This window comes from Paenibacillus sp. RUD330, assembly GCF_002243345.2.
Lineage (GTDB): Bacteria > Bacillota > Bacilli > Paenibacillales > Paenibacillaceae > Paenibacillus_O.
Genome location: NZ_CP022655.2, coordinates 2,891,238 through 2,903,726, shown reverse-complemented (window position 1 = coordinate 2,903,726; position 12,489 = coordinate 2,891,238). Strand labels below are relative to the sequence as shown.

The window sequence follows — 12,489 nt, the reverse complement described above, 5'->3', positions numbered from 1 at the left end:
AACCTTATTCAAGGAGGCAAGCAACGATGAGCATTTCGATCCGCAAAGCCGCTGTCATCGGCTCCGGCATTATGGGGTCCGGCATCGCCGCCCATCTGGCCAACGCAGGCATTCCGACGCTGCTCCTGGACATCGTGCCCAAGCAGCTCACCCCCGAGGAAGAGAAGAAGGGCCTGACGGCACAGCATCCGGCCGTCCGCAGCAGGCTGGCGACAAGCGCCATCGCGAAGCTGAAGAAGACGAATCCGGCGCCTCTCTACGATCCGGCCTTCGCGGGCCGCATTACGCCGGGCAACCTGGAGGACGATCTCCACAAGATCGCGGATGTCGACTGGATCATCGAGGTCATCGTCGAGAACCTGGACGCGAAGCGCAGCCTGCTGGACCGCATCGAGCAGCACTGGAAGCCGGGAACGGTCGTAAGCTCCAACACTTCCGGCATCTCCATCAACGCGATGGCGGAAGGACGCAGCGAGCCGTTCCGCCAGTCGTTCATGGGCACCCATTTCTTCAACCCGCCCCGTTACATGAAGCTGCTGGAGATCGTTCCGGCGGAGGGGACGGATGCGGGACTTGTGAACGACATGAAGGCATTCGGAGAAGCCGTCCTCGGCAAAGGCGTAGTGATCGCCAAGGACACCCCGAACTTCATCGCCAACCGGATCGGGACATACGGACTGCTCGTGACGCTGCAGGAAATGGAGAAGGGCGGCTTCACCGTCGAGGAAGTGGATGCGATCACCGGACCGGCCATGGGACGTCCCAAGAGCGCCACATTCCGCACGCTCGATCTTGTCGGCCTCGATACGTTCATCCATGTCGCGGACAATGTCCGCCTGAATGTCGACAACGAGGCCGAGCGCAAGGCGTTCACGCCTCCTGCCGCCCTGACGCAGCTCGTCGAGCGCGGCTGGCTGGGCGAGAAATCCGGCCAAGGCTTCTATCTGAAGCGCAAAGGAGAGAGCGGCAAGAGCGAAATCCTGTCGATCGACCTCGGCACGCTGGAGTATACGCCGCAGAAGAGAGCGGCTTCAGGTTCCCTGGAGGCGGCGAAGAGCGTCAAAGGCGCCCGCGAAAAGACGAAGGCTCTCATCGGCGCCGGAGACAAGTATTCGGAGCTGGCCTGGAATATTTTGAAGCAGGTGCTGGTCTATTCCGCCGACAAGGTCGGAGAGATCGCCGACTCCATCCAGGAGATCGACGAAGCGATGAAATGGGGCTTCAACTGGGAGCTGGGCCCGTTCGAGACCTGGGACGCCATCGGGCTGGCGAAATCGGTGCAGCGGATGGAGAAGGAAGGCCTCGCCGTTCCGGCATGGGTCAAGGAATGGATCGAATCCGGCCATGCGAGCTTCTACAAGAAAGACAACGGCAAGCGCTTCTATGTGAGCGGCAGCCAGTACAAGGAAGCCGAAGCCCCCGTTCAAGAGATCGACCTGCGCTCGCTCAAGGAGCAGAACAAGGTCGTCAAATCCAATACGGGCGCGAGCCTGATCGATATCGGCGACGGCGTCGTCTGCCTGGAATTCCATTCCCCGAACAACGCCATCGGCGACGATATCCTGACGATGATCCAGCAGAGCGCGGAGGAGGTCCGGCGCAACTGGAGCGGCCTCGTCCTGGCGAACCAGGGCCGAAACTTCTGCGTCGGCGCGAACCTGATGCTGCTGCTCATGGAAGCGCAGGACGAGGAATGGGACGAAGTCGACGAGATCATCAACCTGTTCCAGCAGAGCATGTATAAGCTGAAGCGGCTGGAGAAGCCGGTCGTCGCGGCTCCCCACCGGATGACGCTCGGCGGCGGTGTCGAGGCCTGCATGCCGGCGGACCAGGTCATCGCCGCGGCCGAGACGTATTACGGCCTCGTCGAAGTCGGGGTCGGCCTCATCCCCGCAGGCGGCGGCTGCAAGGAATTCGCCTTGCGCGTCAGCAGGCAGGCCGGGCATCCGGAAGCGGATCTGCTGCCCCTGCTCGGCCAGGTGTTCGAGACGGTCGGCTCGGCGAAGGTTTCCTCGAGCGGCCATGATGCCAAGCGGCTCGGCTACCTCCGCAATAACGACCGCATCCTGCCGAACGCCGACCATCTGATCTACGAGGCGAAGCAGGCTGTCCTGCAAATGGCTGCGGACGGCTACGCGCTGCCTCCGGAGGAGAAGATCCGCATCGCCGGCGCCGAAGGCAAGGCCGCGCTGCAGCTCGCGGCGATCGGCATGAGGGAAGGCGGCTACATCAGCGACCACGACCTCCTTATCGCCAAGAAGCTGGCGCATGTGCTGAGCGGCGGCGACTTGCCGGCCGGCACGCTCGTATCGGAGCAATACCTGCTCGATCTGGAGCGCGAGGCTTTCCTCAGCCTGACGGGCGAGCCGAAGACCCAGGCCCGGATGCAGCATATGCTCTCCAAGGGCAAGGCGTTGCGGAACTAGCATATCGCTCGGCACAGGAACGACACATTCGTGTGGAATCAAAGCAGTCCAGGTTCAAGAGCAATGTGATCGCTCAGAATTCCGGAGGAATTTGGGACGGCTGTGCGGAGAGCGCAGGAAATGAAAGTGCCCTGGAGAAGCGGAGCGGTCGCATTTGCAGCCGGATTTCCACATTCATGTGGAATCAAAGAAATCCGGGGGCAAGAGCGATTGAAAGGGCCTTTCATTTCCGGAGTCGGATGCACAGCAAGCTTGAACGTGCAAGCATGCCTGACCACTAAGGAGCGTGAAGTCATGAGAGAAGCAGTAATCGTATCCATGGCCCGGACGGCGACCGGCAAAGGCAAGAAAGGCAGCCTTCGCCAAACCCGCGCGGACGACCTCGGCAAAATCGTGCTGCAGGAAGTTGTCGAGCGGGCGCCGGGGCTGAAGAAAGAAGATGTGGAGGATATCATCATCGGCTGCGCGATGCCCGAAGGGGAGCAGGGGCTGAACTTCGCCCGCATCATGTCGCTGTACGCCGGCTTCCCGGTGACGGTGCCGGCGCTGACCGTCAACCGGTTCTGCTCCTCCGGCCTGCAATCGATCGCCTTCGCGGCGGAGCGCATCATGACCGGCAACGCGGATGTGATGATCGCCGGCGGGGTGGAGAGCATGAGCCATGTTCCGATGACCGGCTTCAAAATTTCCCCGAATCCGAAAATCGTCGACGAATACCCGGAAGTCTATATCGGGATGGGACATACGGCGGAGCGCGTCGCCGAGAAGTTCGGCGTCAGCCGCGAGGACCAGGACCGCTTCGCCGCCCGCTCCCATGAGAAGGCGGCGGCGGCCATCGCAGCGGGCAAGTTCTCCGATGAGATCGTTCCGGTCGAAGCGGAGCTGAAGTCGATGGAAGACGGCGGCAAGGTGAAAACCGAGAAATTCATCTTCAGCACCGATGAAGGCGTCCGCGTCGATACGACGCCGGATACGCTCGGCAAGCTGCGCCCGGCATTCAAGCTGAACGGCTCGGTGACGGCGGGCAACTCCTCGCAGATCAGCGACGGAGCGGCTGCGGTCGTCATCATGAGCCGCGAGAAAGCCGACGAGCTCGGACTGAAGCCGCTGGCGACGTTCCGTTCGTTCGCCCTTGCGGGCGTCGAGCCGGAAATCATGGGCGTAGGCCCGGTCGAGGCGATTCCGAAGGCGCTGAAGCGCGCCGGCATTTCCCAGGAGCAGGTCGACCTTTATGAAATCAATGAAGCGTTCGCCTCCCAATGCCTTCATATCATCCGCGAGCTCGGCATCGACGAGGAGAAGGTCAACGTCAACGGCGGCGCGATCGCGCTCGGCCATCCGCTCGGCTGTACCGGCACGAAGATCAGCGTCTCGCTGATCAACGAGCTGCGCCGCAGGGGCGGAGGCTACGGAGTCGTTTCGATGTGCATCGGCGGCGGCATGGGCGCGGCAGGCGTCTTCGAAGTCCATCCCGCTTGAGCGGGCAGGCAGCAGGCAGGGGAGGCTGCGACGGGGCGTGCAGCCGGCTCGCGCGTAGAGGAGCTCCGCGGCGGCCGCCCCGGCGATGAGGAAACCGAGCACAGCAAGGCTCACCAATCCAACCCATTCCAAGGAGCGATTATCATGACGACCAAAAGCAAAGTGCTTGGCGGAAGCTTCATCATCGAGGATATCGACGCGAGCAGCATTGTCATCCCGGAGGAAATAACCGAAGAGCAGCGCATGATCGCCGAGACGACGGAGGATTTCGTCGCGGGCGAGATCGCGCCTGTCGACGAGGCGATCGAAAAGCTCAATTATGAGCTGACGGTCGAAAAGCTGCGCAAGGCCGGAGAGCTCGGCCTGCTGGGAGCCGACGTGCCGGAAGCCTACGGCGGCCTCGGGCTCGACAAGGTCAGCTCGACGCTGATCAGCGAGAAAATGACGAAGGCGTCGGCATTCGCCCTGTCCGCCGGCGCGCATGTCGGCATCGGCACGCTGCCGATCGTCTATTTCGGCAATGAAGACCAGAAGCAGAAGTATCTGCCCAAGCTCTCCACCGGCGAGCTGATCGCGGCTTACTGCCTGACGGAGCCGTCCTCCGGATCCGACGCTCTCGGCGCCAAAGCGACGGCCGTCCAGAGCGGGGACGGCAAGCATTATGTGCTGAACGGCACGAAGCAGTTCATTACGAACGCCGGCTTCGCCGACGTGTTCATCGTGTATGCCAAGGTGGACGGCAAGGACTTCAGCACGTTCATCGTCGAGCGCTCCATGGAAGGCGTGAGCATCGGTCCGGAAGAGAAGAAGATGGGCATCAAAGGCTCCTCGACCTGTCCGCTCATTCTGGAAGACGTCAAGGTGCCGGCCGAAAACCTGCTGTGGGAGGTCGGCAAGGGCCATCTGATCGCCTTCAATATCCTCAACATCGGCCGCTACAAGCTGGCCGTAGGCTGCGTGGGCTCCTCCAAGGACGCCATCGAATACTCGGCCAAGTACGCGAATGAACGCACCCAGTTCGGCCGCCCGATCAGCAGCTTCCCGCTCGTGGCGAAAAAGCTGGCCGACATGAACATCCGCACGTACGTCATGGAGTCGATGGTCTACCGCACGGCCGGCCTGTTCGACGTCGGTCTCGCCGACGTGGACTACTCCGCCGCCGACGTCGGCTATCAGTCCGCCAAGGCGATCGCGGAATACCAGCTGGAATGCTCCATCAACAAGGTGTTCGCCTCCGAAGGTCTCGACTTCGTCGCCGACGAAGGGGTGCAGATCCATGGAGGTTACGGCTTCACCCAGGAATACCGCGTCGAGCGCATCTACCGCGACTCCCGCATCAACCGCATCTTCGAGGGCACGAACGAAATCAACCGGCTGCTCATTCCCGGCACGCTCATCAAGCGCGCCATGAAGGGCGAGCTGCCTCTCATGCAGAAAGCGATGAAGCTGCAGGGCGAGCTTCTGGAAATGCGCTCCTCGCTCGGCGAGAAGTTCGAGGGAACGCTGGAGCTGGAAGCCCATCTGCTCTCCAACGCCAAGAAGATCTTCCTGATGGCGGGAGCAGGAGCCGTCCAGAAATACCAGATGAAGCTGGATCAGGAGCAGGAAATACTGAGCAACCTGGCCGACATCATGATCTCGATCTTCGCGATGGAAAGCGCCGTTCTCCGCACCCAAAAGCGCATATCGCTCCAGGGCGGAGCGAAAGCCCAGCTCGGCGTCGACATGACGACCGTATTCGTGCAGGAGGAGTTCGCCCGCATATCGGAGCTTGCGAAGGAAACGCTCGCCGCCATGGAATCCGGGGATACGCTCCGCACGCAGCTGTCCGTGCTGAAAAAGCTGACGAAGTCGAATCCGGCCAATACGGTGCAGCTGAAGCGCCGCATTGCTTCCCGCGTCATTGAAGCGGAGCGCTACGTTCCTTAATCGGGCAGGAAATGGGGTGAACGGCATGTCAAACCGGCCATGGCTCAGCCATTATCCCGCCGAAGTACCGCCGACCTACGACTACCCGGACCAGAACCTGGCGGAATTCCTGGTCCAGACCGCCCGCAGGCATCCTAAGCGCACCGCGCTGGAATTCATGGGTGCCCGCATCTCCTACGATAGTTTATTGAATCAAACGTACCGCTTCGCAGCTGCCATGAACGGGCTCGGTCTCCGCAAGGGAGACCGGGTCGCGGTCATGCTTCCCAACTGCCCTCAGGCCGTCATCGCCTATTATGGCGTCCTGCTCGCAGGAGGCATCGTCGTCATGACGAATCCGCTGTATATGCCTCGGGAGCTGGAGCATCAGCTGACGGACAGCGGGGCGAAAATCATCGTCACCCTGAACCAGCTCGTCGGCCGCGTGAAGCAATCGATGGCCAAACAGCCGATGGAGCGGATCATCGTCACTTCCGTGGCGGATTATCTGTCCTTTCCGAAGAATCTGCTCTACCCGATCAAGGCCAAAAAGGACGGCGCGCCGATTCCTTCCATCGACTATGACGGCGAGGAGCTGATCTCGTTCCGCAAGCTGCTGAAGCAGTCGGAGCCCATGCCGGCCGCAGTGCCGATCGACGCCCGCAACGATTTGGCACTGATCCAGTACACGGGCGGCACGACCGGCTTCGCCAAGGGCGTCATGCTGACCCATCGCAATCTGATCGCCAATACGATCCAGTCCAAGCTGTGGAACTATCGGGCCGGAGGCCCGGAGGAGCGCTATCTCGCCGCGCTGCCCTTTTTCCACGTCTTCGGCATGACCGTGCTGCTCAACCAGGGCATCCTGAACGGCTCGACGCTTGACCTGCTCCCGAGGTTCGAGATCAAGCAGGTGCTCCGGGCGATCGCCAGAAACAAAGCGACTGTCTTTCCAGGTGCGCCGACGATGTACATTGCCGTCATCAATTATCCCGATATCAAAAAATATGATCTTTCTTCGATTAAAGCCTGCATCAGCGGAGCAGCGTCGCTGCCGCTCGAGGTGCAGGAGAGATTCGAGCAGCTCACGGGAGGCAAGCTGATCGAAGGGTACGGCCTTACGGAGGCGTCGCCGGTCACCCATGCGAACAACATCTGGGAGAAGCGCAAGCCGGGCTCCATCGGCATTCCTTTCCCCGACACGGAAGCGAGGATCGTCCACCCCGATACCGGGGAGGACGTCGGGGCGGGCGAGATCGGAGAGCTGATCGTCCGCGGGCCGCAGGTGATGTCCGGTTATTGGAACCGTCCCGAGGATACGGCGGGCACGATCAAGAACGGCTGGCTCTATACGGGCGATCTCGGCCGGATGGATGCGGACGGCTATTTCTTCATCTTGGACCGGCGCAAGGATCTCATCATCGCGGGAGGGTATAATATCTATCCCCGGGAGGTGGAGGAAGTGCTGTTCGAGCATCCCGACGTCGAGGAGGCGATCGTCGCCGGCATCAACGACCCTTACCGGGGAGAGACGGTGAAGGCTTATATCGTGCTCAGGAGCGGCGCGCAGGAGGATGCTCAGGCGTTGAAGGCGTTTTGCAAGGAAAGGCTTGCCGCCTACAAAGTGCCCAAGGTGTACGAATTCCGCGCGGCGCTGCCCAAGACGCTCGTAGGCAAGGTGCTTCGGCGCAAGCTGATCGAGGAAGAGCAGGAGAAGGAGAAAACGGCAAAGGATTGAAGCGCCGTCTGAAGGGAGAATGCCGGATGGACAACAAGTTGGAAGCGGATTCATCGATCCTGGCCAAACAAATGGCGATCTGGGAGGAAGCGGCGAAAGAATCGTTCTGGGGCTTTCTCGGCGCCGAGATGCAGCAGCTGGAAAACGGCAAATGCGTCGTCTGCCTCGATGTCCAGCCGCATCATATGAACCTGATCGGCATTCTGCATGGCGGGGTATATGCGACGCTGATCGATTCCGCGATGGGGATGGTCGCGATGGCTGCCCATCCGGAGACGGCTGTCGTGACGACGAACCTGAACCTTAATTATGTCTCGCCGATCAGGGAAGGGCGGCTGGTCGTCTCGGCGGAGATCGTCCATCAATCCCGCAAGATGATCAGCACGCAGGCATACGCTCGTACGGAGCAAGGGGATTTATGCGCCTTCGGCACCGGAACCTTCCGCGTGCTCGGGAAGTAGGCTGTCCGCTTCGCTTGGATTTCACCGCTTCTGCCGCCGCAGAAGCGGTTTTTGCGTTTGCTTGAGCTTATTGCAGGCAGCCGAGTAGCTGCCGAGCCTGTCCGGAATGAAGTCTCGGCGGCGGGAGCAGCTAAATAAGCGGGCGGTCGGAGCAGCGGAATAGGCAGGTAAATCCGTCCAACCCGGAGCTTCTGCGGTTGAAGCAGCCATCTGAGCAGAAAACCCGTTCACCTTATTTTTCATGCCGTTTACTGCTCGGATAGGCTGCATCCGAACCCTTTTGCTTCTTCTGCACGTCTGTTTCCAAGTAGAGGGTCAAATTGCTTTCCGAGCGGCGAAATGAAATAAATGGATATCATGAGGCGGAAAGGAGATCGCACTATGGGAGAAACTGCGGTTGTTGCAGGAGGAACCGGCCTTGTCGGCCGCGAGCTGCTCAAGCTGCTGCTTGCCGAAGGCAGCTACGCCAACGTCGTTGCGATCGGACGCCGTCCAACGGGCCTGTCGGATCCAAGGCTGGAGGAGAGGACGATGGAATCCGGCCAGCCGGAGCAATGTCTGGAAGGCATCCCGGCAGGCTACGACCTGTTCATCGCCACGGGCACGACGATCAAGAAAGCGGGTACGCAGGAGGCGTTTCGACGGGTGGATTACGAGCTCCCGCTGCGGCTTGCCGAAGCGGCGGCTTCGCAGGCAGCCGGCGCGCTTGTCATCGTATCGTCGATCGGCGCTTCGCCGGGCTCCCGGTATTTCTATCTCCGGGTCAAGGGAGAGCTGGAGCGGCAGCTGGAGAAGCTGAGTCTGCGGCGTCTGATCCTGCTCAGGCCTTCCCAGCTGCTCGGGGAGCGCCAGGAGCGGAGGCCGGGCGAGAAATGGGCAGCGGCTCTGGCGCTGCCGCTGTCGGTGCTGATGGTCGGCAAGCTGGCCCGCTACCGGCCCGTTCATGCGGCGACGGTAGCGTCAGCGATGCTGGAGGCGGCGAAGAGCGCTCCCGCAGGAGTGACGGTGCTGGAGTCGCAGCAGATTGCCGCCATCGGCTCGACACGGAAAGGAGACTGACAAATGACAGGAATCCGCAAGGCTGCATTGTGCGCGGCAGCGGTCTTGCTCGCGGCGTCGCTCTCCGCCTGCAGCGGAGGAGACAACAAGGGCGGAACGCCAGGAGGCAGCACCGGCATGGATGCAGCTTCAATCGCTCCATCCTCCTCGCCTGGTCCGAGCAGAGACGGACAGGAAGCGCCAGAATCGCCATCACCGTCAGCGAGCGCGCCGAATGCGGCAGAATCGCCGTCACCGTCAGCGAGCGCGCCGAATGCGGCAGAATCGCCGTCACCGTCAGCGAGCGCGCCGAAACCGGCTGCATCCGGAAAGCCGTCCGCTTCGCCGCCGCCTGATTCCGGGAGCTCCGCGTCAGCGGCTCCTGCTCTTGGGGAAAAATCCTTGTCCCCCTACTTCAGCTTTGCCGACGAGACGGGAACGAAGCTGATGATCGTGCCGGATATCCGGGGAGAGATCGATCCGGATGTCCTGTCTTCGATCAAGACCGCTGCGGGAGCAGGCGGCAAGACGCTGCCGGTGTCTTACGCGGGAGTGGAGCAAGGAGACGAGAAGGATAACGGGAGGCAGACGGCATCCAACTTTGTCCATATGAAGGGATACGTGTTCCAGGTTGAACAAGGGACTGCCCAGCCGAACGCTACCTATTATATGCTTCGCGGCCGAGCCGCGCCGGAAGCCTTTATCCCGGTCGAGGATAAGAAGGATGCCAAGCCGGACGCCGCTCTGCTGAAGGCCATTGCCCAGCAAAAGAAACGGAAGGTCGACCAGGCCTGGACGATCGGCCGGATCGGCAGAAACGGAAATGCGATGGATCTGCTGCTGATCCAGTTCGCGCGGGATCAAAAAAGCATGCTGGCGAGCCTTGTTCTCGTACCGGAGGAATCGAAACCCCTTTACAAGGACTTCCCGGCGGATTATGATGAAAATTCTACGTGGACCGTGGATGACGGCGGCAGCATGAGCCCGGAATCCTTTTCCTTGCGCTTTGTCGCGCGTACCGGCGAAGGCATGGTTCTGGGCATGGAATGGAATGCCGCCGAGGGCAGCAATTCCTTTTTGCTGCAAGCCGATTCCGGCAAGCTGGCCGATCTCGGCATCAGCGGCGGAAGATACATGAGTCCATGACGGGGCATGACGCTGCCCCGCAGAAATCTAGAACCAAGCGGAGGCTGCAGCGCATTTGACCCCATATCCTTTTGAATTTGATCCGACCCGTCCCTTCATCGAGCAAGCCAGCGACTGGATCTCGGATGTTTTCTACGATATTCTGCCTGAAGCCGGCTTTGAAGTCCGCGATGAGCAGATTTACATGGCTTTCCAGCTGGAAAGGGCCTATAAGGAAAAGAAAACGCTGTTCGCCGAGGCCGGCGTCGGCACGGGTAAAACACTCGTCTACCTGCTCTATGCCGTCGCATATGCGAGGTATACCCGCAGGCCCGCTGTCATCGCTTGCGCCGACGAATCGCTGATCGAGCAGCTGACGAAGGCGGAGGGAGACATCGCCAAGCTGGCGGCTTACCTGGACCTGCAGGTGGACGCCCGGATGGCGAAGTCGCAAAGCCAGTATTTGTGCCTGAACAAGCTCGACGACGTACGGGGCGACGAAGGCTACGAGGCGATTTACGAGTCGCTTCCCGAATTCGTGCGCAAGCCCGACACGCTGCAGGCCTTCCACCCGTACGGCAGCCGCAAGGACTATGCCGGGCTCGACGACGCCCGCTGGTCGAAGATCGGCTGGGACGTGTTCCAGGACTGCTTCGTCTGCCCGCAGCGCCATCGCTGCGGCATGACGCTGTCGCGCGACCATTACCGGAAGTCGCCCGATCTTATCATCTGCTCCCATGATTTCTACATGGAGCATGTGTGGACGGCCGAAGCGCGCAAGCGGGAAGGCCAGCTGCCGCTGCTGCCCGAGCACAGCTCGGTCGTATTCGATGAAGGCCATCTGCTGGAGACGGCGGCTCAGAACGCATTGACCTACAAGCTCCAGCACTCGGTATTTGAATCCATCATCAGCCGTCTGCTGCAGAACGACATCCGCGAAAAGCTGGCATATGCGATCGAGGACGCCATCACCCGCAGCGAGGAGCTGTTCCGTCGCCTGCAGCAGGCCAGCTCTCCCGTCGAAGGCTCCGAACGTCTGGAGTTCGAGCTGACGCCGGGCTTGCTCCGGGAAATCCGCGCATTCCGCTCCTTGCTGGAGGAGATCGAGGAGCAGCTCGTATTCGAGAGCGGCTTGTTCACCCTGGACGGCTATCACCTGACGATCGTGGAAGAGCATCTCGATATGATCGGCACGGCTCTGGCGCTGTTCGAGAAGCCGGAAGGGCTCATCACCTGGCTGCTGCCGGATCCGGACGGCTTGACGCTGGTCATGATGCCGAGGCTGGTCAAGGAAGTGCTTCGGGAGCGGGTATTCGCCAAATCGATGCCGATCATCTTCTCCTCGGCTACGCTGTCGGCGGGTGGCTCCTTCCATTATGCGGCCGATACGCTCGGAATCGAGGATTACTTGAGCTTCAGCACTCCGTCTCCGTACGATTATGCTTCCCAGATGGAGATCCATCTCGATCCTGCCGCGGCAGCGGAGGACAAGAGGCGGCGCACGGTCGATGCGCTCCGCCACAGCGGAGGAAGGGCGCTCCTTCTCTTCCCGTCCCGCAAGCAGCTGGAGTCGTTCCGGGACTGGGCCGCCGGAGCGCCGGAGATGATGGATTACCGCCTGCACTTCGAAGGCACGGCGGAAATAAGCAGCCTGATCACGGCTTTCCAGCAAGACGAGGAAAGCGTCCTGTGCGCCCATACCCTATGGGAAGGACTCGATGTGCCGGGTCCGTCGCTGTCGCTTGTCGTCGTCTGGGATCTGCCTTGGCCGCCGCGTGATCCGGTCTTCAACGCCCGGCGCCAAGCGGCGGAGAGCGCCTTCGAGGAAATCGAGGTTCCGTTCATGCAGCTGAGGCTGCGGCAAGGGATCGGGAGGCTGATCCGGTCGCGCGGCGACAGCGGGGAAGTCGTCATCCTGTCCTCGCAGCTGCTTGACCGTCAAGTTCGGGAAGCCGTCGTGTCGGTATTGCCCGAAGGAACGTTACAGGAGGAGAATTGACATGGAAATTACGGAATTCAGCGTGGAGAAAATCAAGGATCCGTTCGGCATTCTGGACGGACAGCGGTATGAATACCTGCTTCAGATCGAGGTCGACGAAGAGGACGAGCTGTACTCGCCGAGCGGCCTGTACGTGCGCGCGGTGTACAAGCAGGAAGGAGCGGGAGGCTCCATCATCCGCCATGAAATCCGTGAGCGGGGCAGCGACCGGCTGCTGGACTTCGGCCTTGAGGATGAAGAGCTCGCCGAACTGGAGACGTTCTGCATGGCACATATCGCCGATTCCGAAGCAAACGGATAAACAGGCAAGAGCCC

General features: G+C 61.0%; 11 protein-coding genes. 10 read left to right on the top strand and 1 reads right to left on the bottom strand.

Annotation, left to right across the window (positions count from 1 at the left end; genetic code table 11):
* Positions 1-26: 26 nt before the first annotated feature.
* The 5 genes from CIC07_RS13110 (at position 27) to CIC07_RS13090 (ending at position 8,012) form a co-directional block, all read left to right on the top strand.
* A complete protein-coding gene (locus CIC07_RS13110; RefSeq protein ID WP_076355646.1) occupies positions 27-2,426 on the top strand; it encodes a 3-hydroxyacyl-CoA dehydrogenase/enoyl-CoA hydratase family protein in 2,400 nt (799 codons plus the stop codon).
* Between the two features lie 294 nt (positions 2,427-2,720).
* Complete coding sequence (locus tag CIC07_RS13105; RefSeq protein ID WP_076355648.1) at positions 2,721-3,905, top strand: acetyl-CoA C-acyltransferase; 1,185 nt, start codon at positions 2,721-2,723, stop codon at positions 3,903-3,905.
* 144 nt (positions 3,906-4,049) lie between these two features.
* Positions 4,050-5,834 (top strand): acyl-CoA dehydrogenase FadE, encoded by a 1,785-nt coding sequence (locus CIC07_RS13100; protein ID WP_083687951.1) that lies wholly within the window; start codon positions 4,050-4,052, stop codon positions 5,832-5,834.
* Positions 5,835-5,859: 25 nt separating this feature from the next.
* Entirely contained in the window at positions 5,860-7,551 is a 1,692-nt protein-coding gene (locus CIC07_RS13095; protein WP_076355652.1) for an AMP-binding protein, read from the top strand.
* 26 nt (positions 7,552-7,577) lie between these two features.
* Positions 7,578-8,012, top strand: a complete 435-nt coding sequence (locus CIC07_RS13090; RefSeq protein ID WP_083688095.1) for a PaaI family thioesterase — start codon at positions 7,578-7,580, stop codon at positions 8,010-8,012.
* 21 nt (positions 8,013-8,033) lie between these two features.
* Here CIC07_RS13090 and CIC07_RS13085 read toward each other — a convergent pair whose 3' ends face one another.
* Entirely contained in the window at positions 8,034-8,255 is a 222-nt protein-coding gene (locus CIC07_RS13085; RefSeq protein WP_139334836.1) for a hypothetical protein, read from the bottom strand.
* Between the two features lie 138 nt (positions 8,256-8,393).
* Here CIC07_RS13085 and CIC07_RS13080 point away from each other — a divergent pair, with 138 nt between their 5' ends.
* Genes CIC07_RS13080 through CIC07_RS13060 form a run of 5 tightly spaced genes read left to right on the top strand, consistent with a single transcriptional unit; the run spans position 8,394 to position 12,475 of the window.
* On the top strand, positions 8,394-9,071 hold the full coding sequence (locus CIC07_RS13080) for an NAD-dependent epimerase/dehydratase family protein (protein WP_076355654.1): 678 nt from the start codon (positions 8,394-8,396) through the stop codon (positions 9,069-9,071).
* A gap of 29 nt (positions 9,072-9,100) precedes the next feature.
* Positions 9,101-9,406 carry a hypothetical protein gene (locus CIC07_RS13075; protein ID WP_076355656.1) on the top strand — a complete coding sequence of 102 codons (306 nt, stop codon included), beginning with the start codon at positions 9,101-9,103 and terminating at the stop codon, positions 9,404-9,406.
* Between the two features lie 46 nt (positions 9,407-9,452).
* Positions 9,453-10,196 carry a hypothetical protein gene (locus tag CIC07_RS13070; protein ID WP_076355658.1) on the top strand — a complete coding sequence of 248 codons (744 nt, stop codon included), beginning with the start codon at positions 9,453-9,455 and terminating at the stop codon, positions 10,194-10,196.
* 55 nt (positions 10,197-10,251) lie between these two features.
* Complete coding sequence (locus CIC07_RS13065; protein ID WP_076355660.1) at positions 10,252-12,174, top strand: ATP-dependent DNA helicase; 1,923 nt, start codon at positions 10,252-10,254, stop codon at positions 12,172-12,174.
* A 1-nt stretch (position 12,175) separates the two neighbouring features.
* Positions 12,176-12,475, top strand: a complete 300-nt coding sequence (locus tag CIC07_RS13060; RefSeq protein ID WP_076355662.1) for a DUF6509 family protein — start codon at positions 12,176-12,178, stop codon at positions 12,473-12,475.
* Positions 12,476-12,489: the final 14 nt, after the last annotated feature.